Raw genomic sequence first — 23,357 nt, 5'->3', positions numbered from 1 at the left:
ATTCAGATGACCTTGGCCTGCATCAGGTCGTGCGTCGTAAGCGCGCCTGCGAGCCCTCCGTGCGGGTCGAGCACCAGCAGCTGGCTGATGCGGTGGCGCTCCATGAGTTCGGCGGCCTCGACTGCAAGCGCGGCAGGGCCGATGCTGCGTGGATTGCGTGTCATCACGTCCGCAAGGTTTGCGCTGCGCACGTCGATGCCCTTCTCCAGTGCGCGGCGCAGATCGCCGTCGGTGAAGATGCCTTCGGGACGCCCCTGGGGGCCGACGATTGCAGTCATCCCCATGCCGCCCGCGGTCATTGCCAGCAGGGCCTGAGCGAGTGGCACATCGGCACCGACCTGTGGCACCGCGCTGGCCGGGCGCATCACGTCTGAGACGTGGGTGAGCAGACGTCGCCCGAGTGCTCCGCCCGGGTGCGAACGTGCAAAATCCTCAGCTGCGAAGCCACGTGCATCGAGCAGCGCCACGGCCAGCGCGTCGCCAAGCGCCAGCGCAGCGGTGGTGCTCGCGGTAGGAGCGAGGTTGAGCGGGCAGGCCTCTTCCGCCACGGCGGCCTCGAGGTGCGCGTCGGCCTCGCGCGCAAGCGGCGAATCGGCCTTTCCGGTCATCGCGATCAGGCGCGCGCCCTGGCGCTTGACCAGCGGCACGATGGTGAGCACTTCCTCGCTAGACCCCGAGTTCGACAGCGCAATGACGACATCCTGTGCGGTGATCATGCCGAGATCGCCGTGCGCCGCTTCGGCCGCGTGCACGAAGTAGGCCGGCGTGCCGGTGCTGGCGAGCGTGGCCGCGATCTTGCGTGCGATGTGGCCTGATTTACCGATGCCGGTGACGATCACGCGCCCGTGGCGCTTGAGGATGATGTCCACCGCGCGTTCGAATTCGACGCCGATGCGTTCGGCGAGGGCGGCCACGGCCTCGGCCTCGATGCGCAGCACGCGGCGTGCCATTGCGACCGCGCGACTTTCGCTGGAAGCGGGAATTGGGTCCATGGAGTGGATGCGATCAGGTTCGCTGCAAGGCGTGGTCAAATGCGTTGCCGGACGCGGAGTCCCGGCGGCAGGCACGGTGAGGGTCGGCAAGATTGTATACCAAACCCCCGTTGCTGCCCCCAGACGCCAACACAGACGCCAACAGAGACGGTAACGGTGAGAGACGGCAGCCCGGTATGGCAGACACCGGGCCTTGTCTGCCGGGCTGCTCTGCGCCCCTGTCTTGCTCCCGCTCCCCAGGGATGGAGAGCTGGGCTCAGAGGCTTGCGCACACGGTGTACAGGCTTGCATCGACGAGGGGGTTCGCGCTGGAGACCGGGATGATCCCGCTCGTACCCTGCGTCCCGGTGCGAAGCGATCCCGTGCTGGGCTCGCCGTCGTCGAGTGCAATGTCGAGTGCGCGTGCCATGGAGCCGGGAATTGCGCCGGAGCACACTGCTAGGGTGCCGGGCAGTCCGAGTATGCCGCCGCGCTGCACGCCCAGGCGCCCGCCGAGTGCGTTGCGCGGCAGATACCCCGGGGATGAGAGATCGGTGCTGCCGGTGGTGATTCCGGCCAGGCGCAGGTGCTGCCAGAAGCGCACGGATTCCAGATCGGTGCTTGCGTCCCAGTCCCCATCCACGGAGCCGTTGCCATTGCCGGCGCGGGTGCACGCCGGTGTGCTGCCGCACAGGTGGAGCACGGCGCCGGGGTCGTCTCCCGGCAGGGCGCGGTATGTGTCCTGGTAGGCATGGGCCAGCGCGGGGACGGTGCGCAGATCCTGGGCGAGATTCTTCACCCGCGCGCTGTCGATCAAGGCCTGTCCTTTCAGTACGCCACCCAGCAGCAGGCCGATGACGAGGAGCACGATGGAAAGTTCGACCAGGGTGAAGCCATGTTGGGTGCGCATGATGGGTGTCTCCTCTGCGAGTGGGTCATGGGGCGGCGGCTCAAAGACGACCGGCTTGGGCGAGGCGTGCGATCAGCAGCGGGCGACCGATCCACACCAGCTGGTCGTCGAAGTCGGGGGTCGGTTCACCGGCCTGATAGGACGGGGCACCAGGCGAGAAGCTCGCATTGCGCCCGTCGGCGCGCCGGTTCGGCCCAGTCGAGTGCACCAGGGCGATCGCCTGCGAATCGAGTGTGGTGATGCGGCTGCCGTCGTGGGCATGGATCTGCAGGTTTGCCGCAGGAACCGTGTCGGCGCGGATGGGGCCGCTCGCGAATGCTGGGTCGACGCGATAGTGCCAGTACCCTGCCCAGCTATCGCCTACATGCGTGCGGGGGCGGCCCCAGGCGTCCGTCGCCGACAGTGCCAGCGAGCGCCACGGCAGCCGCCCGGCGATGCCGTGACGGCAGGGGGGTGGATCCTCGATGCCGTATTGCGGGCTCGCCGGGTCGGCTTCGGTACTGGGGCAGGGCAGACGGCCATGAATGATCGCGAAGCCGGTCAGCGCATGATCGATCTCGCGCAACTGCGTCAGCGTGGCCGTGCGCTCGCGTGCTTCGATACGGACTCTCAGGGGCATGAGCAGGCTACCGCCGAGCAGGGTGAGGATCACCAGTACCATGGCCACTTCGACCAGGGTGAAGCCGCGCGCGCGGGCGCTGGTGACGCTGGGCGTACGAAGCTCTTGCATTGGGCCGGGGGATGCCTGCAGGCCAGGCATGCGGAGATTCATGGCAGGCACAGGATGACGTCGTCTGTGCCGGGGTGATTGTCGCGGCGGTGGGGGACGGTCGCCACGCCCTCGAACGCGGGAATGCCCTGCGCGAAGCCGGGTGCGTTGACGCCCTCGAAGTACTGCGCAGGATCGGCCCGTTGCGTTGCGGTGCTGCGCCGCTGGGCGGCGGGTCCGCTGGGCACGCGTTCGCCCGCGAATCCGAGGACAGCGCTGCAGGGTTCGGTACCGTGAGTGCGCGTGACGGTGATGCAGGTGTCGCCCGCCGGGCAGGCGGCGAAGTGCATCTGGTCGCGCCATTGATCGACCTCGCCGCGCTCGGGAGCGGGAAGTCCCAGTGCGGCGGCGGGGGGCAGCGGTGCGGCGTGGAGCATGCCGATGCGTGTTGCGTGCGCATCGAGCCAGGCGTCCCGGTCAGCGCGAGCGAGCCGAGCGGTCAGCGCGCCGGCAGCGCGGGTGAGGAGGTTGTCGAGGTAGGCCGCGTGATCGCTGCGCCGCCGCCAGGCTGCGAAGATCTCGTCGACACCGATCCACGCCAGGAGGTCGTTCGAGTCTCCCGCCGCGTCTGCGGGTTCTCCCCCCTGCATGACCGTGAATGGCGTTGCGCCGCCAAGTGGGTACGGGTGGTCCAGGTACTGGGGCAGATCGGAGGCGTCGGTGCCGCTGCACGTGCCTGGGCGGCGTCCGGCGCGAGCCTGTCCTCGGCGCGCCGGACCGGGGGCGAAGAGCACGGCGACTGCACGCCCGTCGGCGGTCTGCAGGCGCAGGGGCTCCCGGTTTGCGCCCTGTGGTTCGAACTGCCCGGGGCTGTCCCAATTCAGACTGAGCGGCTTGGGGTTGTGCTTGATGCTGCCCGCGACCGCGTACCACAGGCATTCGCCCCATCCGTCGCGGAGTTCGGGCAGGCCGAGTGTGCGCCAGGGCAGGCGTCCGAGGGTGAAGTGGCCTCGCGCGCCACAGGCGCCGAGGTCGGTGGAGCCGTCGTTGTCCCTGTCCGGACAGGGCAGGAATCCATACCCTGCGTCGGGGTGGCGCTCGGCATAGCTGATCGCGTAGCCGATCAGGGCGCTGCGCGCTTCGGCGAGCGCGGCGATGGATCGGGCATGCGCCTGAGCCTCGGCGCGTGCGCGCAGGGCACCGCTCGCGAGCAGGCTGCCGGTGCCCAGCACCAGCCCGAGAAGCAGGAGGGTGAGGAGGACCTGGCCTCCCTGACGTCGCGGTTTCATTGGGCTCCACCCTCGTGGAGGGGGGGCTCCCCGGGACGATCTTCGGGCGGTGGCGGCGGGAGTGGCCACGTGTCGCCCACGCGCAGCCGGATCCGTGGTTGCTCGAGCGGTGACAGCATGGTCGGACTGAGGGTGCGCAGCCCGGCGCTGTCGGCTTCGAGCAGGCGGTCATCCGCCCAGATCCGGGTGCGCCCGCCGTGATGATGGATGATGCCCTCGATCGTTCTTGGGACCCGCTGCGGAGGGGCGGTCGTTGGTGGCGACTCGGTCGCTTCCTTGGGCTGCGGTGGCGCTTCGGGATGTGCGGCAGGCTCGGAAATGGCGGCTTCGTCACCGTGGGCGGGGAGGTCGGGCGGCAGGGTGGCCAGGGAGGCAGGTTCAATCACGGGAGTCGGTGCGGCGGTTCCGTGCGCGAACCAGGCTCCGCCCGTGATGCTTGCGGCGGCAAAAAGCCCGCCGACGGCCAGCCGGGTGCGTGAGAGCCTGAGCGGGGCCGTCGCTCCGCCGGTGCTGCGGGCTGGCCAGCCCTCCGCGGCTCGCACCCGGATGAGCGCGGTGAGAAGCAGCGTGTCGAAGTCTTCCAGTGCTGCGCGGCCGCTGTCGGCGTGCGGCGGCGAGGGTTGAGGGGGCGCCACCGCGACTTGACGACCGGGTGGCGCGGGGGCGAGGACCCAGCGCGGTCCCGTGGTACCCGAGTGCCCTTCGGGCGCGGCCTGCCGTGCGAGTGTGGCCGGCGCGGCGAGAAGATGCACGCACAGGGGCGTGTCGGCCGCCAGCAGCGGTTGCGCCTGGAGGTAGGCACAGGTGCGCTCGATCTCTTCCTCCCATGACGGACTCCCGGGCGTGAACTGCACGGTGCAGTGGGGGATCAGCCGAGAGAAGAGCAGCTTCTGGCCACGTATCAGACTCAGACGCAGCCCGCTACGGGTGAAGCCTGCAACCAGGGCCGCACTGGCGTCGGGGGCCGTGCCGGTATCGGGCTTGTTGCGGCGATGGGGATGGAGTGAGGGTAGCGTTGGAACGAGACTGGCAGCCGGGATCAGGTGGCTGACCCGGACCTGGCTGCGCTGCAGCACCGCAAGCCACGCCTGGAGCGGTGCGGGGCGCTCGAGACCGGCGAAAACGAAGCGTTCCGCACCGCTGCGCAGGTTTGGCGCGGGGCCGGCGGCCCAGGCATGGACGAAAGGCGTGTGCGGAAACCATGCGGCGCAGCGGCGCGCGATCAGGGCGCGGCGGTCACGACCACGGGTGCGCGGCAGATCCTCGTATTCATAGTCTTCGTCCGGCAGGTTGACCAGCACGCGGCAGGAAGGCCGCTGCTGCAGCCCTGCGAGCCAGTTCGAGAAGGCCTCGTGCCCGTGGGCGTCGAAGCCGGCGCGCGCTTGCAGCAGGCCGTCGGTGTGCTGCCACACTTCCAGTCCGTGCGGGTCGATCAGGAGCAGGAGCGGTTTGCGGAGCATGGGGTCAGAGCGGGAGACGGGTGATGAGTGCATGAATCGGGTCGAGCACTGCGCTTGCGATCCACAGCAGCAGACCACCCATCAGTACCGTGAGCGCAGGCTCGATGGCCGCCTGCAGGCGGGCAATCGCATCGCCGGCCTCGTGGCTGTAGAGCGTGGCGATCCTGTCCAGGGTCTGGTCGATTGCCCCCGTTTGTTCGCCTAGGCGGAGCATGCGCACCACGAGCGGGGGAAAGTCACCTGCCGTTTCGAAGGCGCTGGAGATGGGTTGCCCTTGCTCGATACCTTGCCGCGCGGAGCGCAGGCTGGCTCGAAGAGAGAGGTTTGCGCAGGCTGCCTCGCTTGTGCGCAGTGCTTCGACGATGCTGATTCCGGCGCTGTAGAGGGCGCCGAACAGCGAGGCGAAGCGTGCGAGGGCGAGCTTGTGCAGGATCGGACCGAGCAGCGGCAGGCGTAGCTGCAGGGCGTGCATTCGGGTGCGCAGGGCCTTGAAGCGGGCCAGCGCAGCGACGGTTGCAGCTACGAGCAGTGCCGAACCCAGCGCGAGTGCCAGTCCCCAGTCACGCACCGCCTGCGACAGGCTGAGCAGCATGCGCGTCGGCAGGGGGAGTGCCTGTCCGGTGCTGCGCAGCAGCTTTTCGAGCTCGGGCACGACGTGGGTGAGTGCGACCACCGCCGCGACCAGCAGGATGCTGGCGACGATGGCGGGGTAGATCGCGATACGGCGGGCGTGCGCGGCGATCGCCTCCTCCTGTGCAAGCACGGTGCCGATGTCGTGAATCGCCATCGGCAGCCGGCCGGCTTGCTCGCCGGCACGCAGCAGGCTGGTCGCGACCGGCGAGAAGGCCTCGGGGCGAGACGCCGCAGCATCCGAAAGCGGCCGTCCCCGCTCCACGGCGGCGAGCAGCGCGGAGGCTGTTTCGCGCAGGCGCGTGCCCGTGCTGCTCTCGTGCAGGGTGGCGAGGCTCTCGTGCGGCGGAATGCCCGCGCCGAGCAGGTGCTCGAGTTGGAAGAGGAAGGGGATCAACTCGCGGCGCGGGATGCGTCGCGCGGGGAACCAGTGCTGCCGGGTTTCGCGCGCGCTGATGAGGAGCAACGCCTGCGCGCGCAGCGCACGCTCGAGCTCGTCGATGCCGGAGGCCTCCAGGGTGCCGCGTTTGCGGCGGCCGTCCGCATCGAGGGCGCGGTAGCGGAACCTGCTCATGCGGTGTGCCCGGAGGCGCGACTGCGCAGGTTCTCGAGGTTCACGACACGACCGAGTTCTTCCAGGCTGGTGCTTCCGTCGATGACGCGGCGCAGGCCATCATCGGCGAGCGTCGGTAGGCCCATGCGGCGCACCGCTCGGTGCAACTCGATGATTCCGCTGCTGCGCGCGAGCATGTCATGGAGCTCGGTGTCGAAAGGCAGGATCTCCATGATCGCGAAGCGGCCGCGGTAGCCGCGGAAGTCGCAGGCGGGGCAGCCTCGGGCCCGATGCACCACCGTGCCAGGAGGAAGGGGCGCAAGGGTGCCTTGCCAGGGTGCCGGATCTGCGGGTCCGGACGCCTTGCAGGCCGGACACAGTCTGCGCACCAGTCGCTGCGAGACGATGCCGGCGAGATTCTCGGCGAGCAGTTCCGTGTTCAGGCCGAGCTCGAGCAGGCGCGGGATCGCTCCGAGCACGGAGTTTGCGTGGAGTGTGGCGAACACCCGGTGGCCGGTGAGGGCGGCGCGCAGCGCCATGGTCGCGGTGTCCGCGTCGCGGATTTCCCCCACCAGGAGGATGTCCGGGTCCTGGCGAAGGAGGGCACGAACGCCATCGGCGAAACCGAGGCGCGAGGCTTCGCCTACCTGCGTCTGGCGGATCATCGACAGCGGGTATTCGACCGGGTCCTCGAGGGTCATGATGTTGACCGCTTCGGAGCTCAGATGCTGGAGCATCGAGTACAGCGTGGTGGTCTTGCCGCTGCCCGTGGGGCCGACGACGAGGATCAGCCCCTCGGGGCGCGCGAGGATGCGCTGTAGTGCGCGCGCTTGGCCGTCACCGAGCGCCAGTGCTGCGAGTGGCACGATGCCCTTGTCGCGATCGAGGATGCGCAGGACCAGATTTTCGCCATGCAGGGTGGGCTGCGTGGCGGCACGGAAGTCGATCGGTCGTCCGCCGATCGCAAGGCTGATGCGGCCGTCCTGCGGGGCACGTGATTCGGCGATGTCCATGCCGGCGAGCACCTTGAGCCGCACCGCGAGCTCGGGCCAGCACACGCGGTGCAGGGCGCGCGTCTGGTGCAGGATGCCGTCGATGCGGTGACGGATGCGCAGGAAGCCTGCCTCCGGCTCGAAATGCAGGTCGGAGGCGCCGCAGGACACCGCCTCGGCGAGCAGGGCGTCGACCAGTCGCACGACCAGCTGCGGGTCGTGGCCGTGGGTTTCGTCGCGGGCGTGTCGGCGCTCCAGCGCCTGCACCAGGTCTTCGATCGAGGCGCTTGCACCATAGTGCTGGGCGATTGCGCGCCCGAGCTCGGCATCCCCCGCGAGGCGGACCTCGATGTGTGCGTCGGGGCCGAGCTCCGCCCGCAGGCGATCGAGCGCCACGATGTCGTGCGCTTCCGCCATGGCGACCGTTAGCGCAGGACCGGTCGGGTCGTAGCGCAAGGGAAGCAGGCGGTGACGGCGTGCCAGCGTGTCCGGGATGCGACGGATGGCGGCCGGGTCGGGCAGCGTGGTGTCCAGGTCGACCTCACGCATGCCATTGCTGTTCGCAATGGATTCGCGCAGCGCTTGCTCGCTCACGAAGCCAAGCTCCACGAGAACATGCCCGAGCGGGCGCTGAAGCACGGACTGTTCGTGCAGGGCGATACGTAGCTGGTCGGAGCCGATCAATCCGGCGCGGAGCAGTCTCTGGCCTAGCGGGGGCGGCGTGTTCATGGCGGGGTCAGAGGGCTTTCGGTGGCGCTTGCGCTAGCCGGCGCGAGCAGTGGTCGCAGCGGCATGTGCGGAAAGTTGCGCTCCCCTGGGGAAGGGGTGTTGGTGAGGAAGCCTGCGTCGGGTAGCTGCGCAGCCCAGGGCGCGTAGCCGCCCTCGAGCCCGGGGTCGTCGATCAGGACCGGGCGCAGGAAGATCAGCAGTTCGGTTCGGCGCACGTTGTTGTCGCGCCGGGTGAAGATCTCGCCGATCAGCGGCAGGTCGCCGAGCAGCGGTATGCGACCGGTGTCGTGATCGATGCGGTCTTCCATCAGGCCGCCGAGCACCGCGATCTCGCCGCTGCGGAGGCGCAGCATGGATTCGATCTCGCGGGTGCGGATCTGCGGGACGCGGTTGGGGATGTTGCCGAGCGACGGGTTGGGATCGTCCTTGAAGCCGGAAATGCCGGAGATGGTCGGTCGCACGTTGAGCGTGATCTCGCCCCCGGCGCTGATCTGCGGCGTGACCGACATCACCATCCCCACCGAAACCGATTGCGGCGTGGTGGTGGCGGTGATGCGTGCCTGCTTGCGGTCGTCGTACTCGGTGGTGGTGCTGTCTACGAGGAAGTACACGACCTCTTCGACGACCTTGAGCATGGCGGTCTGGTTGTTGAGCACCGACAGGCGTGGGCTGGAGAGCACCTTCACGGTGCCGAAGGTTTCCAGCAGTTCGAGGCGCACGTCGCTGCGCGCGGAAAGATAGCTCACCGTGGGCTGGCCCGGCAGTGCGTCGCCGCTGCCGCGCGGTCGTACGCTCCATCCCGGGATGCCGATGCGGGTCCAGTCGATGCCCTGGCGATAACCGTCCGCGAGGGTGACCTCCACGATGGTGGCCTCGATCATGACCTGGCGGCGCGCGGCGTCCTGGATGCCCGTCAGGAAGGCATGAAGCTGCTCGTGCTGGCGCGCGGTGGCACGGATCATGAGGAGGCCGGCCTCGCGGTTGACCGTGAGGTCAGGATGGCGGCAGGGTTCGGCTGTACTTCCACAGGCGTGAGCCGGACCGCCCAGGAGCAGGGCGAGGCTGCCCTCGAGTGCGCCCCAGAAGTCGTTCGCCGCGCGTGTCTCGATCTGCGTGACCGAGGTGTTGCCGTGTTCCGTGCCGCGGCTCTGGCTGCCGCTGCTGGTGGCGATCTGGGTGCTGGTGGCGACCGTGCCGCGCATGTCGCGGCTCATGTTTACGTAGTCCACGGTGTAGCTGCGCAGCACCGGCAGGTCGGGGCGGACGATGAGGTGACGGCCGTCGAGCCGGTAGCGGATGTCCGCCTGCGTTGCGATGCGCGCCAGCAGTTCGTGCAGCGGCCGATTGCGTGCTTGCAGGGTGACGCTGCCTTCGATGCCGGGGTGCAGATCGAGGTCGAGTGCAGTGTCGCGTGCGAGGGCGAGGAGCAACTGCGTCACCGGCATGTCCTGCACGTCCAGGGAATAGGTGAGCCTGTCCGCTGTCCATGAGGCCGATGTTGCAGGGGTTGGCAGGGCAGGTGCAGCGTGCAGCGGGGGCGCGCCCGGGCGCGCTTCCGCGGCGTGTGGTGGACTGGTCGGCTCCGGGGGCGGCGGCGCGGGCGCACGCGTGTCTGCTGCGGAGAGATGGCCAATCGGATCGCGGGCTGGCTGGAGGGGCGCACAGCCCGTTGCGAGCGCCAGGGCGGTCAGGAGGGCGAGGCTCAGGCTTTGGCGAGCGTTCTCATTCGGCATGCGGCAATGCTAATGACATTATGCGTGGATGTGAACAGGCTTCTGGCATAATCTTGCGTCGGCTGCGAGGCGCCGATGTGATGTCTGCGTGCTGTTGCGTTGCAGCAACTGCCGGCCTGTGATGCATCGCTCTGATACACTTGCCGATTTTTCTGCCTCTCTCCTACCGTGTCGGCACCTACCGGACAATCTTCCCCGCTGGTCACTTTGCGCGACGTGCGCTTCGCCTATGGCGCGCGCGAGGTCCTGCGCGGCATCGATCTGAGCGTGCATCGCGGTCAGGTCGTCGCGATCATGGGTGGCAGTGGTTGCGGCAAGACCACCTTGCTGCGACTCATCGGCGGTCAGTTGCGCGCTACTGCAGGTACGGTCGAGGTCGAAGGGCGCAATGTGGCGCACCTGTCGGGCAGTGCGCTCTATGCGCTGCGCCGGCGCATGGGCATGCTGTTTCAGTTCGGTGCGCTGTTCACCGACATGAGCGTGTTCGACAACGTCGCCTTTCCACTGCGAGAACATACGAGCCTGCCGGCAGACATGGTCGAGGATCTGGTGCTGATGAAGCTGCAGGCGGTTGGCCTGCGCGGCGCGGCGCGACTGCAGCCGAGCGAGCTCTCCGGCGGCATGGCACGGCGCGTGGCGCTGGCGCGCGCAGTGGCGCTCGACCCCATGCTGATCCTGTACGACGAGCCTTTCGCCGGCCTCGATCCGATCTCGCTCGGCATCATCGGCCAGCTCATCCGCAAGCTCAACGACGCGCTCGGCGCGAGCTCGGTGATGGTCACGCATGACGTGCACGAGTCCCTCGAGATCGTCGACTACATCTATTTCGTCTCGGATGGACGTATCGTGGCCAAGGGGACGCCGGACGAGATCCGCGCCTCCACCGATCCCTTCGTGCATCAGTTCGTCAATGCCGAGGCAGACGGACCGGTGCCCTTCCATTATCCGGCGGAGCCGATCGACAGCCTGCTCGGCGGGGAGGGCGCATGAACGCCATTACAGCCGCACTGCGGCGCATCGGCGCGCTGACCATCGACGGCGTCTGGCGGCTGGGCTTTGCTACCCGCTTCCTGATTGCCGTGCTGATGCACTCCGGGCAGTCGTTGCGCCGCATCCATCTTACCATCCGTGAGCTCTACTTCAGCGGCGTGCTGTCCCTGCTGATCATCGTGGTGTCCGGCCTGTTTGTCGGCCTGGTGCTCGGTCTGCAGGGCTACGACATCCTGCAGCGCTATGGTTCGGCCGATGCGGTCGGGGTGATGGTGGCGCTGTCGCTGCTGCGCGAGCTCGGGCCGGTGATCGCCGCGCTGCTCTTCGCCAGTCGTGCGGGTTCGGCCATCACCGCCGAAATCGGACTGATGAAGACCACCGAGCAGCTGAAGGCGATGGACATGATGGCGGTGAATCCGATCGCGCGCGTGGTCGCGCCGCGCTTCTGGGGGGGCGTGCTGTCGATGCCGCTGCTGGCGGCGCTATTCTCCGCCATGGGTATCTTCGGTGGCTGGTTGATCACGGTGGTGGTCATCGGCGTCGACGACGGCGCGTTCTGGTCGCAGATGCAGGCGGCCGTAGAATTCGAGTACGACGTGATGAACGGTGTGATCAAGTCTGCGGTCTTCGGTACGGTGGTGTCGCTGATCGCGGTGTTCGAAGGCTACGATTGCCATCCGACTGCCGAAGGCGTGTCGCGCGCGATCACCCGCACTGTCGTCACATCCGCGCTGGCCATCCTGGCGCTGGATTTCGTGCTTACCTCTTTCATGTTCCGGGGTTGATGATGAGTCGTACCGCGCTCGACCTGTGGGTCGGCATTTTTGTTGCGATCGGTTTCGCCGCGCTCGTGTTTCTGGCGATGAAGGTCGGCAATTTCTCTGGGCTGAACGGCAGCGAGACGTACCGTGTGGAAGCGCCCTTCGACAACATCGGGGGGCTGAAGGTGCGCGCGCCGGTCAAGAGCTCGGGGGTGCTCGTCGGTCGTGTCGCCAGCATCCGCTTCGATGCGGAGATCTACCGCGCGGTGGTCGAACTCGAGATCGACAGGCGCTACGCGTTTCCTGCCGACACGACGGCCTCCATCCTGACCTCGGGCCTGCTCGGAGAGCAGTACGTGGGACTGGAGGCCGGCGCCGACATCGAGATGCTGCAGGGCGGCGACCGCGTGTTGATTACGCAGTCTGCCGTGGTGCTCGAGAAGCTCATCGGGCAGTTCATGTTCGACCGTGCCGCGGATGCGCCGGCGCAGTAAGGGGCGCACTGGATTTCCGGAGAAAACAACAATGCGAAACGTTTTCCGCTCTTCCCGCAAGGGGGTCGCCGTGGTCGTGCTTTCGGCAACGCTGGCGGCGGGCTGTGCCAGCACCGGCAACCCGAGCGACCCGCTCGAGGGCTACAACCGCGCGATGTTCAGCTTCAACGAGCAACTGGACAAGGCCGTCGTGAAGCCCGTCGCCCAGGTGTATGAGGCAGTCCTGCCACAGCCGGCACGCACCGGCGTGGGGAATGTCCTCAGCAACCTCGCCGACCCGTGGATTGCGCTCAACAACTTGCTCCAGGGAAAGGTCGCCGAGGGCATGAGCGACCTGATGCGCTTCGCGCTCAACTCCACGTGGGGGCTGCTCGGTCTGCTCGACATCGCGAGCGAAGCCGGGTTGGCCAAGCACGACGAGGATCTCGGCCAGACGCTTGGCCGCTGGGGCGTGGGTGAAGGCGCCTACATCGTCCTGCCCTTCTTCGGTCCGCGCACGGTGCGCGACGCGGTGGCGCTGCCCGCGGACATGATGGGCAACACGCCCTTCGGTATCGACCATGTGCCCACGCGTAACACCGTCACCGCAACGCGTATCGTGCATACCCGCTCGATGTTGCTGGGGGCCGATCGCACCCTGGAAGAGGCAGCACTCGACCGCTACGCTTTCGTGCGCGACTTCTATCTTGAACAACGTCGTTACAAGATCAACGACGGCCAGCAGGAGCGCGTGTACGAAGATTTCGACGAACAGCCCGCCGTACAGCCGGGGGCAGGGGTGGATGCTGCCGCGAGCGCTGCGGTGGAGCGTCTCGAACTCGTCGATGCCGGGCAATGGGCACCCAGCGCCGGGCGTGCATCGTCAAACCGCTGAAACTGAACCAAGACCATGAAAAGAATCCTAAATCGCCTGTTCCTGCCCCTGCTCTGCCTGACCCTGGTCGGCACCCTGCCCGCTTCCGCAAGCACGGACGCCAGGGCGCCGGACGTGCTGGTCCGCGATGTCACCAACGAGGTGCTCGAGATCGTGCGTGCCGACAAGGCCATTCAGTCGGGTGACACCAAGCGTGTCATCGAGCTCGTCGACGCCAAGGTCCTGCCGCATTTCGACTTTCGCCGCATGACGATGCTGGCCGTCGGCCGTGACTGGCGTCAGGCTTCGCCCGAGCAGCAGACAAGGCTCGTCGATGCCTTCCGTACCCTGCTGGTGCGCACCTACTCCAATGCGCTGACCCAGTACCGAGACCAGCGCATCGAGTTTCGCCCCTCGCGTTTCGGATCGGCGGATACACGCGTGCAGGTCCGTACTGAAGTCATTCAGGCCGGCGCGCAGCCGGTTGGCATCGACTACATGCTCGAGAAGAGCGAGCAGGGCTGGAAGGTGTTCGACGTCATCGTCGCGGGCGTGAGCCTGGTGACCAATTATCGCAGCAGCTTCGGTCAGGAGATCAGCCGGGGTGGCATCGATGGACTGATCCGGTCGCTGGAGGAGCGCAACCGCAGCCTTGCCGATCAGCACGGGCTGCAGCATGAAGCAGGCGGTCCGAGCGCATGAGCGTGCCTGCTCCCGTCACCGTGTTCGCCCCCGAGGGCGACCTGACCATGGCTTCGGCGCCCGAGGTGCTCGAGCAGGGGCGGCGGCTGGCGCGTGCAGGCAGTCTCGTGGTCGATTTCAAGGCCGTCGAGGCGGCTGATTCGGCTGCGCTGGCGCTGCTGCTCGACTGGATGCGCTGCGCGCGTGCCGCCGGCAACCGCCTCACCGTGCGCGGCCTGCCTGCGGGCATGGTGAGCCTTTCCGCGCTCTACGACATCGACACGCTGCTGCCGCTGGAACCGGCTGAATGACGCTGCCTGCGATCAGCATCCAGGGCGTCAGCAAGCGTTATGGTTCGCTGCAGGCGCTGGGCGGGGTTGACCTCGAGATTTCACAGGGGGAGTTCTTCGGACTGCTTGGCCCCAACGGCGCAGGCAAGACGACGCTCATCTCGGCGCTGTCCGGGCTGGTTCGGGCCGACGCCGGCACGCTCGCTATCATGGGACACGACGTTGTCGCCGACTATCGCAACGCCCGCCGCAAGCTTGGCGTGGTGCCGCAGGAGTTGGTGTTCGATCCCTTCTTTTCGGTGCGTGAGCTTCTTCGCATTCAGTCCGGATACTTCGGCATACGCCATAACGACGCCTGGATCGACGAGATCCTCGCCAGCCTGGATCTCACGCACAAGGCCAATGCCAACATGCGGATGCTCTCGGGCGGGATGAAGCGGCGCGTACTGGTGGCGCAGGCGCTGGTGCATCGGCCGCCGGTGATCGTGCTCGACGAGCCCACTGCGGGGGTGGATGTCGAACTCCGCCAGGGGCTCTGGCAGTTCATACGCAAGCTCAACCGGGACGGCCATACCATCGTGCTCACGACCCACTATCTGGAAGAGGCAGAAACCTTGTGCGGACGCATCGCCATGCTCAAGGCCGGAAAGGTCGTGGCGCTCGATACCACCGAGAACCTGTTGCGCCGCTTCGCGACCCACAGCCTGCGCGTGCGGCTCGACCATCCGGAGCGGGCAGTCGTGCTCGGTGGTGTTTCGGGTGAAGGTGGCTGGGTCGAGTTCGGTTTCGACAGTTTTGCCGATGTCGAGGCGTTGCTGGCCCGCCTGCGTGAGGCCCAGGCCGGCCTCACCGAGATGCAACTTGGCGAGCCGGATCTCGAGCGCGTATTCGTCGAGGTGATGCACCGTGCCTGACCGCTCAACCGGGACCGAGCTCATGGCTTCGCCGCGTATCGAGCCCATGGCCGCCGAATCGCCGCTTACAGGTTTTCGCACCTTGCTGTACAAGGAAACCTTGCGTTTCTGGAAGGTCAGCTTTCAAACTGTCGCCGCGCCGGTGCTCAATGCGCTCCTGTTCCTGCTCATCTTCTCGCATGTGCTCGACCGCCACGTCACGGTCTATGGGGAGGTCGCCTACATCAGCTTCCTGGTGCCCGGGCTGGTGATGATGTCGGTGCTGCAGAACGCCTTCGCCAACAGCTCGTCCTCGCTGATCCAGAGCAAGATCACCGGTAACATCATCTTCGTGCTGTTGCCGCCCTTGTCCTACCGCGAGTTCTATGCTGCCTACGTGATCGCCTCCACGCTGCGCGGCCTGATGGTCGGCGCTGGCGTTCTGGCGGTGTCAGCGGCGTTCGTCGAGGTGCCGATGGCCAATCCGCTGTGGGTGCTGAGCTTCGCGGTCCTGGGTGGGGTGATTCTCGGATCCTTCGGGGTCATCGCCGGGATCTGGGCGGACAAGTTCGACCAGCTTGCCGCCTTCCAGAACTTCCTGATCCTGCCGCTCACGATGCTGTCGGGGGTCTTTTACTCCATCCACTCGTTGCCGCAGTTCTGGCAGGATGTATCGCATTTCAACCCGTTCTTCTTCATGATCGACGGGTTCCGCTACGGCTTTTTCGGTCAATCGGACACTTCGCCCTGGCTTTCGCTTGGCGTGGTGGGCCTTTGTTTCGTGGTACTCGCGGCGCTCACCCTGGGGATGCTCGCGCGGGGCTACAAGCTGCGTTCGTAAAGGATTACAGATGTTTGAAGCAAGCGAGATCAAGCGCCTGATCGAGCAGGGTCTGCCCTGCGAGATGGTGTTCATCGAGGGCGAGGATGGCGTGCATTTTCGCGGCATCGTGGTCAGCTCGACCTTCGAGGGCAAGATGAAGGTTCGTCAGCACCAGGCCGTCTACGCCACCCTCGGCAGGCTGATGGGCAACGAGATCCACGCCCTGCAACTGCAGACCTTCACGCCCGCGCAGTGGGAGGAAGGGCGCGGCGAGTTGGGTATGTGAGGCGGCAATGGATAAGCTGCTGATCGAAGGCGGCGCCCGCCTGTCGGGCGAGGTCGCCATTTCTGGTGCCAAGAATGCAGCGCTGCCCATCCTGTGTGCGGCGCTGCTGACCTCCGAGCCGGTCACGTTCACCAACGTGCCGCAGCTGAAGGACATCGGCACTCTGCTCGCCCTGCTCGGGCAGATGGGGGTGAAGGTCGAGCGCAGCGGTGACACCGTGATGGTGGACGCCTCGGGCCTGAACAACCCCGTGGCGCCCTACGAGATGGTCAAGACCATGCGCGCCTCCATCCTCGTGCTTGGGCCGTTGGTGGCGCGCTGCGGCGAGGCAAGGGTGTCGCTGCCCGGTGGCTGCGCGATCGGTGCGCGTCCGGTCGATCAGCACATCAAGGGGCTGCAGGCGATGGGTGCGGAGGTACGGGTCGAGCATGGCTACGTCCATGCCACCGTGCCGCGTCTCAAGGGCGCGCGCCTGTTCACCGACATGGTAACGGTGACGGGAACGGAGAATCTGATGATGGCGGCCACCCTCGCCGACGGCGAGACGGTGATCGAGAATGCTGCACGCGAGCCCGAGGTGGTCGATCTCGCTCGCTGCCTGGTGGAGATGGGGGCGCAGATCTCCGGTGCTGGAACCGACGTGATCCGTATCCGCGGTGTCGAGCGTCTGCACGGCGCGACGCACCGGATCATGCCTGACCGCATCGAGACCGGCACCTACCTGTGCGCGGCTGCGGCCAGCGGCGGTTCGATACGCCTGACGGGCACCAGTTCGAGCTATCTGGATGCGGTGATCGACAAGCTGATGGACGCAGGTTGCGAGATCGTCTGCGAGCGTGATGCGATTCGCCTGGCTGCACCGCCCCGGCTCCATGCGGTGAGCCTGCGTACCGCGCCCTATCCTGCGTTTCCGACCGACATGCAGGCGCAGTTCATGGCGATCAACAGTGTCGCCAGCGGTGTGGCGATGATTCGCGAAACCATTTTCGAGAACCGCTTCATGCACGCGGTCGAACTCCAGCGCCTGGGGGCCGACATTCGCATCGACGGCAACACTGCTGTGGTTCAGGGCGTGGAGAGGCTGGAGGGGGCTACCGTGATGGCGACTGACCTGCGCGCTTCGGCGTCGCTCGTGGTGGCGGGTCTGGTGGCCGAGGGCGAAACGGTGATCGAGCGCATCTATCACCTTGACCGGGGCTATGAGCGCCTCGAGGAAAAGCTCGCCGCGCTTGGTGCGAAGGTCAGGCGACTGGCCTGAAGGCGGGCGAACCGCAAGTAGGCGGGCCCTGACGACGCGATGTTGTCCGCTTCGTCAGGGCCTTGCCTTCGTCACGCGTGGTGCCGAATGCGCGCAGCGCAGTGCGTAGATCTCAGAGGCCGCTCAGAGGCCGCTCAGAGGCCGCTCAGAGGTCGAATTGTCCGTGGGCTTCCGGCTGCCAGGTGACTTCGATCACTTTCAGATGGATCTCTTTCCCGTCGGCCGCCTTCCAGTCGATCGACTGTCCGGCCGACAGACCCAGCAGGGCGCTGCCCGCAGGCGAGAAGATCGATACCCGGTGTGCTTCGGCGTTGGCGTCCTTGGGATAGGCAAGGGTCAGTTCATACTCGCGTCCGGTGCCTTCCTCGACGAAGCGTGCGCGGCTGTTCATGGTGATGACGTCGGACGGCATGTCCTCGGGTTCGCGAACGTCCGCACGCTCGAGCTCCTCGCGCAGGCCGTCCAGGTCGCTGCGGCTGCGGAAGGCGGGGAGGGTCAGCAGGCCCTCGAGGCGCTCGAGGTCGCTGCTGGAGACGATGATCGACGGTTTCATGGTGCGGGTTTCCTGCCTGAAGTGCGCGCCGACGCAGCGGCAAAACAAAAGAAAAGGCCGAACCGCCACCTGCGGTTCAGCCAGTTGCGCGAAGGTTAACAGAAGCGGCGCCGGGTTACAATGCGCCGTCCGTCAGATCAAGGTCTTCCACGTGTCCAGCATCACGCTCGCCCTGTCCAAGGGGCGCATCTTCGAAGAAACCCTGCCGCTGCTCGCCGCCGCGGGCATCGTGCCCACCGACAATCCCGAATCCTCGCGCAAGCTCATCATCGGCACCAACCGGCCCGATGTGCGCTTGGTGATCGTGCGTGCGACCGATACGCCCACCTACGTCCAGTATGGCGCGGCGGATCTGGGCATTGCCGGCAAGGACGTGCTGATCGAGCATGGTGGAGCGGGCCTGTATCAGCCGCTTGACCTCAACATCGCGAAGTGTCGGTTGTGCGTCGCGGTGCAGAAGGGTTTCGACTACGCCGCTGCGACCCGCCCTGGCGGAAGGATCCGCATCGCGACCAAGTACATCAACGCCGCCAAGGCGCATTTCGCCGGCAAGGGCATGCATGCGGACCTTATCAAACTCTACGGCTCGATGGAGCTCGCCCCGCTGGTCGGACTGGCCGATGCCATCGTCGACCTGGTCTCCACCGGCGGTACGCTGCGTGCGAACAACCTCGAGGAGGTCGAGGACATCATGCCCATCAGTTCGCGGCTGATCGTCAACCAGGCCTCGCTCAAGCTCAAGCGCGAACTCATCCAGCCGCTGCTCGACGCCTTCGCCGGCGCGATCAAACCGTAAGGACTGCTTCATGAGCCAGACGCCCATCCGCCGCCTTGCCGCGCGCGAACCCGAGTTTCTGTCCACGCTGGATGCGTTGCTCGCCTTCGAGTCCGAAGCAGACGAGCGTATCGACACCGCCGTCACCGAGATCCTGCGCGCGGTGCGCACCACTGGAGACGCCGCGGTGGTGGGGTACACCCGCCGCTTCGATGGCCTGGACGTGGATTCGATGGCGGCGCTGGAACTGCCGAAGTCCGAGCTGCATGCGGCGCTCAGTAGTTTGTCATCCGCGCAGCGCGAGGCGCTGACGATCGCCGCTGACCGTGTGCGCGTCTATCATGAGCGCCAGAAGGGCGAGTCGTGGGAATTCGCCGAGGCCGACGGCACCCGCCTGGGGCAGAAGGTCACGCCGCTCGACCGCGTCGGCCTCTACGTGCCGGGCGGACGCGCATCCTATCCGAGCTCGGTACTGATGAACGCGATCCCGGCCAAGGTCGCCGGCGTCGGCGAGCTGATCATGGTCGTGCCCACGCCACGCGGCGACAAGAATCCGCTCGTGCTGGCGGCCGCCGCGATCACCGGCGTCGACCGCGTGTTCACCATCGGCGGCGCGCAGGCGGTGGCGGCGCTGGCCTACGGCACGCAGACCATCCCGCAGGTGGACAAGATCGTCGGCCCGGGCAACGCCTATGTGGCCGAGGCCAAGCGCCGGGTGTTCGGCACAGTAGGCATCGACATGGTCGCCGGTCCTTCCGAGGTGCTGATCATCTCCGACGGTTCCGGTCACGCCGACTGGGTGGCGATGGATCTTTTCGCCCAGGCCGAGCACGACGAGCTTGCGCAGTCCATCCTGCTGTGCACTGACGTGGCCTTCATCGACGCGGTGCACGAGGCGATCGACCGCCTGCTGCCCACCATGCCGCGCCGCGACACGATCGCCAGGTCGCTCGCCAACCGCGGTGCGCTGATCCATGTCGACAGTCTGGAGCAGGCCTGCGCGATCGCCAACCGCATCGCGCCCGAGCACCTCGAGCTGTCGATGGACGATGCCGAGGCCTGGATCGATCATATCCGCCACGCCGGCGCGATCTTCGTCGGCCACTGGGCGGTGGAGGCGCTCGGCGACTACTGCGCCGGCCCCAACCACGTGCTGCCGACCATGCGCAGCGCGCGCTTCTCGTCGCCGCTCGGCACCTACGACTTCCAGAAGCGCACCAGCATCGTGAACATCTCGCAGGCCGGCGCGCAGCACTTGGGCAGGGTGGCGTCCATCCTTGCCCATGGCGAAGGCCTGCAGGCGCACGCGCGCTCGGCGGAAATGCGGCTGAAGGGTTGAGCCGGCGCAGCGTTGGCGGAGTGCGGCCACCCGCCGGCCGCGCCCCAGCGCTGCTTCAGCGGTTGAGAATGTCCTTCAGCGCATCGACCAGCGTGGCGCACTGTTCATCCGTCCCCACCGTGATGCGCATGAACTGGTCGATGCGTGGTGCCTTGAAGTGGCGGACGATGATCGCGCGTTTGCGCAGTTCGGAGGTGAGCTCGGCGCCGTCGCGTGCCGGATGGCGGGCGAAGATGAAGTTGGCTGCCGAGGGCAGTACCTCGAAGCCGAGCGCCTGCATGGCGGCGGTGAGGTTTTCGCGTGTCGCGACCACGCGTGCGCAATTGGCGCGGAAGTGTTCGCCGTCATCGACCGAGGCTACGGCGCCGGCAAGCGCGAGGCGATCCAGCGGGTAGGAGTTGAAGCTGTTCTTCACCCGCTCCAGGCCCTCGATCAGCTCGGCATGGCCCACCGCGTAGCCCACGCGCAGGCCGGCCAGCGAGCGGCTCTTGGAGAAGGTGTGGGTGACGAGCAGGTTGGGGTGGCGGTCGACCAGCGCGACTGCGCTCTCGCCCCCGAAATCGACATAGGCTTCGTCCACCAGCACCACCGCCTCCGGGTTTGCGGCGACGATGTGCTCGACGTCCATGAGGTCGAGCAGGCGGCCGGTGGGGGCGTTGGGGTTCGGGAAGATGATCGCGCCGGCGTAGTCGTCGCCTTTCGGCAGATAGTCCTCTACCCGGATCGAGTAGTCGTCGGCGAGAGGGACCGTGCGGTAGTCGATGCCGTACAACTCGCAATACACCGGGTAGAAGCTGTAGGTGATGTCGGGAAACCACAGCGGGCGCTCGTGCTTGAGCAGCCCCATGAAGGCGTGAGCAAGCACCTCGTCCGAACCGTTGCCAACGAAGACCTGCTGTGGCTGCACGCCATGGTGGCGTGCGAGCGCGGCCTTCAGCGCATCGGCGTTGGGGTCGGGATAGAGGCGCAGACCGTCGCCGGCTGCGGCACGGATCGCCTCGAGTACCCGCGGCGAAGGCCCGTAGGGGTGCTCGTTGGTGTTGAGCTTGACCAGGTTGTCGAGCTTGGGTTGCTCGCCCGGCACATAGGGGGTCAGGCCGTGGGTCACGGCGCTCCAGAAGCGGCTCATGCGGATGTCTGCGGTTCGAGGTGGGACGGGATCGGCGCGCAAGCACGTAAATGCCCGCGGGGCATCGCGATAGCCGGCGCCATTGTGGACAATAGCCCGCACTTTGCTGCGGGTTTGCCGCGCGATGGTATCATGGCCCCGACCTTAACCCTTTGGCCAGAAGCCCCCATGCGGCAAGCAGAAGTCACACGTAACACCCTCGAAACGAAGATCACCGTGCGCATCGACCTGGACGGCTGCGGCCAGGGCAAGCTGGATACCGGCGTGCCGTTCTTCGATCACATGCTCGATCAGATCGTGCGCCACGGCCTGATCGACCTGGACATCCATTGCGAGGGCGACACGCACATCGACGATCATCACACCGTCGAGGACGTGGGAATCACGCTCGGCCAGGCATTCGCCAAGGCGCTTGGCGACAAGAAGGGCCTGCGCCGCTACGGTCACGCCTATGTGCCGCTCGACGAGGCCTTGTCGCGCGTGGTGGTCGATTTCTCCGGCCGCCCTGGGCTGCACTACTTCGTGAACTACACCCGCGCACGCATCGGCAATTTCGACGTGGATCTGGCGCGCGAGTTTTTCCAGGGCTTCGTCAATCACGCGGGCGTCACGCTGCATATCGACAACCTGCGCGGCGAGAACGCTCACCATCAGTGCGAAACCGTGTTCAAGGCCTTTGCCCGTGCGCTACGCATGGCGGCTGAGCATGACGAGCGGGCCGCGGGCACCATTCCCTCGACCAAGGGCGCGCTCTGATTCTTCCCATCCCGCGGCGGCCGGGTGCCGCCGCCGTTTCGTCCAATAGCGAGTCAAGCCGATGACCACCGTGGCCATCATCGATTACGGCATGGGCAACCTGCGCTCGGTCGCCAAGGCGATCGAGCACGTCGCGCCCGGGCACGATGTCTTCATCACCTCGGATCCGGCCCGCGTCACCGCGGCCGAGCGCGTCGTATTCCCCGGTCAGGGCGCCATGCCCGACTGCATGCGCGAACTGGATGCGCGCGGTCTGCGCCCGGCTGTACTCGCCGCGGCGGCCGAGAAGCCCTTTCTCGGTATTTGCATCGGCCAGCAGATGCTGTTCGAGCATAGCGCCGAGGGTGATGTGCCGGGGCTGGGCGTACTGCCGGGTGAGGTGGTGCGCTTTCCTGATGCGAAGATGCTCGCGGCGGACGGTAGCCGGCTTAAGGTGCCGCACATGGGCTGGAACGAGGTCCGGCAGTGCGGCCCGCATCCGCTGTGGGAAGGCATTCCCGACGGCGAGCGCTTCTACTTCGTGCATAGCTACTACGTGGTGCCTGCCGCGCCCGGCCTGGCCGCGGCGGAGACCGACTATGGTGTTCGCTTTACCAGTGCGGTAGCGCGGGCTAATATCTTCGCGGCCCAGTTCCACCCCGAAAAGAGTGCTGCGGCTGGCTTGCGCCTGCTGGGCAATTTCATTCGCTGGCAGCCCTGAGCGGCCAGCGCCCTTCATCCGATCCATCATTGCTGACCCCCCGTATGCTGCTCATTCCCGCCATCGACCTCAAGGACGGTCAATGTGTTCGCCTGAAACAGGGCGAGATGGACGACGCCACGGTGTTCTCCGAAGATCCCGGTGCCATGGCTCGCCACTGGCTCGATGCCGGGGCGCGGCGCCTGCATCTGGTAGACCTCAACGGCGCCTTCGCCGGCAAGCCCAAGAATGGCGCTGCGATCCGCGCGATCACCGACGAGGTGGGCGACGACATTCCGGTCCAGCTTGGCGGCGGGATCCGCGACCTCGACACGATCGAGCACTATCTCGACAACGGCATCACCTACGTCATCATCGGCACCGCCGCGGTGAAGAACCCCGGCTTTCTGCATGATGCCTGCACTGCCTTCCCCGGCCACATCATCGTGGGCCTGGATGCCAAGGACGGCAAGGTGGCGGTGGACGGCTGGTCCAAACTCACCGGCCACGACGTCGTTGACCTGGCGAAGAAGTTCGAGGACTACGGCGTGGAGTCGGTGATCTATACCGACATCGGCCGCGACGGCATGCTCTCGGGAGTCAATGTCGAGGCCACTGTGCGCTTGGCACGCGCGCTGCGTATTCCCGTCATCGCCAGCGGGGGCATCACCGACCTGCGCGACATCGACGCGCTGTGCGCGGTAGAGGACGAAGGCATCATGGGCGCGATCACCGGCCGTGCGATCTACGAAGGCTCGCTCGATTTCGCCGCCGCACAGGCGCGCGCCGACGAGCTGCGCGGTGCCGCCGAATGACCTTCT

The 23,357-nt window shown here is 66.8% G+C and carries 25 protein-coding genes; 15 read left to right on the top strand and 10 right to left on the bottom strand.

The window, feature by feature from the left end:
* Positions 1-2 precede the first annotated feature (2 nt).
* The 8 genes from ACNKW1_RS13900 to ACNKW1_RS13865 all read right to left on the bottom strand — a co-directional run bounded on the left by ACNKW1_RS13900 (position 3) and on the right by ACNKW1_RS13865 (position 9,688).
* Positions 3-992, bottom strand: a complete 990-nt coding sequence (locus ACNKW1_RS13900) for a KpsF/GutQ family sugar-phosphate isomerase (protein ID WP_418365191.1) — start codon at positions 990-992, stop codon at positions 3-5.
* 256 nt (positions 993-1,248) lie between these two features.
* A complete protein-coding gene (locus ACNKW1_RS13895) occupies positions 1,249-1,881 on the bottom strand; it encodes a prepilin-type N-terminal cleavage/methylation domain-containing protein (protein ID WP_418365190.1) in 633 nt (210 codons plus the stop codon).
* A 40-nt stretch (positions 1,882-1,921) separates the two neighbouring features.
* Positions 1,922-2,611 (bottom strand): type II secretion system protein, encoded by a 690-nt coding sequence (locus ACNKW1_RS13890; protein ID WP_418365189.1) that lies wholly within the window; start codon positions 2,609-2,611, stop codon positions 1,922-1,924.
* A 38-nt stretch (positions 2,612-2,649) separates the two neighbouring features.
* Positions 2,650-3,879: a hypothetical protein gene (locus ACNKW1_RS13885; RefSeq protein ID WP_418365188.1), complete on the bottom strand. Its 1,230-nt coding sequence runs from the start codon at positions 3,877-3,879 to the stop codon at positions 2,650-2,652.
* Entirely contained in the window at positions 3,876-5,339 is a 1,464-nt protein-coding gene (locus ACNKW1_RS13880) for a hypothetical protein (protein WP_418365187.1), read from the bottom strand. Before ACNKW1_RS13880 ends, ACNKW1_RS13885 begins: the two co-directional genes overlap by 4 nt.
* 4 nt (positions 5,340-5,343) lie before the next feature.
* Complete coding sequence (locus ACNKW1_RS13875) at positions 5,344-6,543, bottom strand: type II secretion system F family protein (protein WP_418365186.1); 1,200 nt, start codon at positions 6,541-6,543, stop codon at positions 5,344-5,346.
* The gene (locus tag ACNKW1_RS13870) at positions 6,540-8,243 is read right to left on the bottom strand and encodes a GspE/PulE family protein (RefSeq protein WP_418365185.1); all 1,704 of its coding nucleotides are present in this window, start codon (positions 8,241-8,243) and stop codon (positions 6,540-6,542) included. Before ACNKW1_RS13870 ends, ACNKW1_RS13875 begins: the two co-directional genes overlap by 4 nt.
* Entirely contained in the window at positions 8,240-9,688 is a 1,449-nt protein-coding gene (locus tag ACNKW1_RS13865; protein WP_418365239.1) for a secretin N-terminal domain-containing protein, read from the bottom strand. Before ACNKW1_RS13865 ends, ACNKW1_RS13870 begins: the two co-directional genes overlap by 4 nt.
* 456 nt (positions 9,689-10,144) lie before the next feature.
* On the opposite strand from ACNKW1_RS13865, the gene ACNKW1_RS13860 reads away from it, so the two are divergent.
* Genes ACNKW1_RS13860 through murA form a run of 10 tightly spaced genes read left to right on the top strand, consistent with a single transcriptional unit; the run spans position 10,145 to position 17,305 of the window.
* Positions 10,145-10,966 carry an ABC transporter ATP-binding protein gene (locus ACNKW1_RS13860; protein ID WP_418365184.1) on the top strand — a complete coding sequence of 274 codons (822 nt, stop codon included), beginning with the start codon at positions 10,145-10,147 and terminating at the stop codon, positions 10,964-10,966.
* Positions 10,963-11,751, top strand: coding sequence for a lipid asymmetry maintenance ABC transporter permease subunit MlaE (gene mlaE, locus ACNKW1_RS13855; RefSeq protein WP_418365183.1), 789 nt, complete (start codon positions 10,963-10,965; stop codon positions 11,749-11,751). Before ACNKW1_RS13860 ends, mlaE begins: the two co-directional genes overlap by 4 nt.
* Positions 11,752-11,753: 2 nt before the next feature.
* The gene (mlaD, locus tag ACNKW1_RS13850) at positions 11,754-12,221 is read left to right on the top strand and encodes an outer membrane lipid asymmetry maintenance protein MlaD (RefSeq protein ID WP_418365238.1); all 468 of its coding nucleotides are present in this window, start codon (positions 11,754-11,756) and stop codon (positions 12,219-12,221) included.
* A gap of 31 nt (positions 12,222-12,252) precedes the next feature.
* The gene (locus ACNKW1_RS13845) at positions 12,253-13,095 is read left to right on the top strand and encodes a VacJ family lipoprotein (RefSeq protein WP_418365182.1); all 843 of its coding nucleotides are present in this window, start codon (positions 12,253-12,255) and stop codon (positions 13,093-13,095) included.
* Positions 13,096-13,110: 15 nt separating this feature from the next.
* Positions 13,111-13,776 carry an MlaC/ttg2D family ABC transporter substrate-binding protein gene (locus ACNKW1_RS13840; RefSeq protein WP_418365181.1) on the top strand — a complete coding sequence of 222 codons (666 nt, stop codon included), beginning with the start codon at positions 13,111-13,113 and terminating at the stop codon, positions 13,774-13,776.
* On the top strand, positions 13,773-14,066 hold the full coding sequence (locus ACNKW1_RS13835; protein ID WP_418365180.1) for an STAS domain-containing protein: 294 nt from the start codon (positions 13,773-13,775) through the stop codon (positions 14,064-14,066). The genes ACNKW1_RS13840 and ACNKW1_RS13835 overlap by 4 nt, the downstream gene beginning before the upstream one ends.
* The gene (locus ACNKW1_RS13830) at positions 14,063-14,959 is read left to right on the top strand and encodes an ABC transporter ATP-binding protein (protein WP_418365179.1); all 897 of its coding nucleotides are present in this window, start codon (positions 14,063-14,065) and stop codon (positions 14,957-14,959) included. Before ACNKW1_RS13835 ends, ACNKW1_RS13830 begins: the two co-directional genes overlap by 4 nt.
* Positions 14,960-14,981: 22 nt before the next feature.
* Positions 14,982-15,779: an ABC transporter permease gene (locus ACNKW1_RS13825; RefSeq protein ID WP_418365178.1), complete on the top strand. Its 798-nt coding sequence runs from the start codon at positions 14,982-14,984 to the stop codon at positions 15,777-15,779.
* A 10-nt stretch (positions 15,780-15,789) separates the two neighbouring features.
* Complete coding sequence (locus ACNKW1_RS13820; protein ID WP_418365177.1) at positions 15,790-16,047, top strand: BolA family protein; 258 nt, start codon at positions 15,790-15,792, stop codon at positions 16,045-16,047.
* 7 nt (positions 16,048-16,054) lie between these two features.
* Positions 16,055-17,305 (top strand): UDP-N-acetylglucosamine 1-carboxyvinyltransferase, encoded by a 1,251-nt coding sequence (gene murA, locus ACNKW1_RS13815; RefSeq protein ID WP_418365176.1) that lies wholly within the window; start codon positions 16,055-16,057, stop codon positions 17,303-17,305.
* Between the two features lie 145 nt (positions 17,306-17,450).
* Here murA and rnk read toward each other — a convergent pair whose 3' ends face one another.
* Entirely contained in the window at positions 17,451-17,858 is a 408-nt protein-coding gene (gene rnk / locus ACNKW1_RS13810) for a nucleoside diphosphate kinase regulator (protein ID WP_418365175.1), read from the bottom strand.
* A gap of 151 nt (positions 17,859-18,009) precedes the next feature.
* Here rnk and hisG point away from each other — a divergent pair, with 151 nt between their 5' ends.
* A complete protein-coding gene (gene hisG / locus ACNKW1_RS13805) occupies positions 18,010-18,654 on the top strand; it encodes an ATP phosphoribosyltransferase (protein ID WP_418365174.1) in 645 nt (214 codons plus the stop codon).
* 10 nt (positions 18,655-18,664) lie between these two features.
* Positions 18,665-19,972, top strand: a complete 1,308-nt coding sequence (hisD, locus tag ACNKW1_RS13800; RefSeq protein ID WP_418365173.1) for a histidinol dehydrogenase — start codon at positions 18,665-18,667, stop codon at positions 19,970-19,972.
* 55 nt (positions 19,973-20,027) lie between these two features.
* Here the strand turns inward: hisD and hisC are convergent, their stop codons facing one another.
* A complete protein-coding gene (gene hisC, locus ACNKW1_RS13795) occupies positions 20,028-21,101 on the bottom strand; it encodes a histidinol-phosphate transaminase (RefSeq protein ID WP_418365172.1) in 1,074 nt (357 codons plus the stop codon).
* A gap of 168 nt (positions 21,102-21,269) precedes the next feature.
* Between hisC and hisB the strand changes: the two genes are divergently transcribed.
* From hisB to hisA, 3 genes are all read left to right on the top strand, one after another.
* A complete protein-coding gene (gene hisB, locus ACNKW1_RS13790; protein ID WP_418365171.1) occupies positions 21,270-21,857 on the top strand; it encodes an imidazoleglycerol-phosphate dehydratase HisB in 588 nt (195 codons plus the stop codon).
* A 61-nt stretch (positions 21,858-21,918) separates the two neighbouring features.
* Complete coding sequence (gene hisH / locus ACNKW1_RS13785) at positions 21,919-22,557, top strand: imidazole glycerol phosphate synthase subunit HisH (RefSeq protein WP_418365170.1); 639 nt, start codon at positions 21,919-21,921, stop codon at positions 22,555-22,557.
* 44 nt (positions 22,558-22,601) lie between these two features.
* Positions 22,602-23,351, top strand: coding sequence for a 1-(5-phosphoribosyl)-5-[(5-phosphoribosylamino)methylideneamino]imidazole-4-carboxamide isomerase (gene hisA / locus ACNKW1_RS13780; RefSeq protein ID WP_418365169.1), 750 nt, complete (start codon positions 22,602-22,604; stop codon positions 23,349-23,351).
* Positions 23,352-23,357: the final 6 nt, after the last annotated feature.

The organism is Thauera sp. WH-2, assembly GCF_048321015.1.
Classification (GTDB): Bacteria; Pseudomonadota; Gammaproteobacteria; order Burkholderiales; family Rhodocyclaceae; genus Thauera.
This window is presented reverse-complemented; position numbering and strand designations above follow the sequence as displayed.

Bases quoted from the DNA above. Each gene is read 5' to 3' on its own strand.
- ACNKW1_RS13835 (WP_418365180.1), top strand. From the start codon at position 13,773: ATGAGCGTGCCTGCTCCCGTCACCGTGTTCGCCCCCGAGGGCGACCTG.
- ACNKW1_RS13870 (WP_418365185.1), bottom strand. From the start codon at position 8,243: ATGAACACGCCGCCCCCGCTAGGCCAGAGACTGCTCCGCGCCGGATTG.
- ACNKW1_RS13890 (WP_418365189.1), bottom strand. From the start codon at position 2,611: ATGCAAGAGCTTCGTACGCCCAGCGTCACCAGCGCCCGCGCGCGCGGC.
- rnk (WP_418365175.1), bottom strand. From the start codon at position 17,858: ATGAAACCGTCGATCATCGTCTCCAGCAGCGACCTCGAGCGCCTCGAG.
- hisH (WP_418365170.1), top strand. From the start codon at position 21,919: ATGACCACCGTGGCCATCATCGATTACGGCATGGGCAACCTGCGCTCG.
- mlaD (WP_418365238.1), top strand. From the start codon at position 11,754: ATGAGTCGTACCGCGCTCGACCTGTGGGTCGGCATTTTTGTTGCGATC.
- ACNKW1_RS13900 (WP_418365191.1), bottom strand. From the start codon at position 992: ATGGACCCAATTCCCGCTTCCAGCGAAAGTCGCGCGGTCGCAATGGCA.
- ACNKW1_RS13865 (WP_418365239.1), bottom strand. From the start codon at position 9,688: ATGCCGGTGACGCAGTTGCTCCTCGCCCTCGCACGCGACACTGCACTC.
- hisD (WP_418365173.1), top strand. From the start codon at position 18,665: ATGAGCCAGACGCCCATCCGCCGCCTTGCCGCGCGCGAACCCGAGTTT.
- ACNKW1_RS13875 (WP_418365186.1), bottom strand. From the start codon at position 6,543: ATGAGCAGGTTCCGCTACCGCGCCCTCGATGCGGACGGCCGCCGCAAA.
- ACNKW1_RS13895 (WP_418365190.1), bottom strand. From the start codon at position 1,881: ATGCGCACCCAACATGGCTTCACCCTGGTCGAACTTTCCATCGTGCTC.
- ACNKW1_RS13825 (WP_418365178.1), top strand. From the start codon at position 14,982: ATGGCTTCGCCGCGTATCGAGCCCATGGCCGCCGAATCGCCGCTTACA.
- mlaE (WP_418365183.1), top strand. From the start codon at position 10,963: ATGAACGCCATTACAGCCGCACTGCGGCGCATCGGCGCGCTGACCATC.
- ACNKW1_RS13820 (WP_418365177.1), top strand. From the start codon at position 15,790: ATGTTTGAAGCAAGCGAGATCAAGCGCCTGATCGAGCAGGGTCTGCCC.
- ACNKW1_RS13840 (WP_418365181.1), top strand. From the start codon at position 13,111: ATGAAAAGAATCCTAAATCGCCTGTTCCTGCCCCTGCTCTGCCTGACC.
- ACNKW1_RS13885 (WP_418365188.1), bottom strand. From the start codon at position 3,879: ATGAAACCGCGACGTCAGGGAGGCCAGGTCCTCCTCACCCTCCTGCTT.
- hisB (WP_418365171.1), top strand. From the start codon at position 21,270: ATGCGGCAAGCAGAAGTCACACGTAACACCCTCGAAACGAAGATCACC.
- murA (WP_418365176.1), top strand. From the start codon at position 16,055: ATGGATAAGCTGCTGATCGAAGGCGGCGCCCGCCTGTCGGGCGAGGTC.
- hisA (WP_418365169.1), top strand. From the start codon at position 22,602: ATGCTGCTCATTCCCGCCATCGACCTCAAGGACGGTCAATGTGTTCGC.
- ACNKW1_RS13880 (WP_418365187.1), bottom strand. From the start codon at position 5,339: ATGCTCCGCAAACCGCTCCTGCTCCTGATCGACCCGCACGGACTGGAA.
- hisC (WP_418365172.1), bottom strand. From the start codon at position 21,101: ATGAGCCGCTTCTGGAGCGCCGTGACCCACGGCCTGACCCCCTATGTG.
- ACNKW1_RS13830 (WP_418365179.1), top strand. From the start codon at position 14,063: ATGACGCTGCCTGCGATCAGCATCCAGGGCGTCAGCAAGCGTTATGGT.
- ACNKW1_RS13845 (WP_418365182.1), top strand. From the start codon at position 12,253: ATGCGAAACGTTTTCCGCTCTTCCCGCAAGGGGGTCGCCGTGGTCGTG.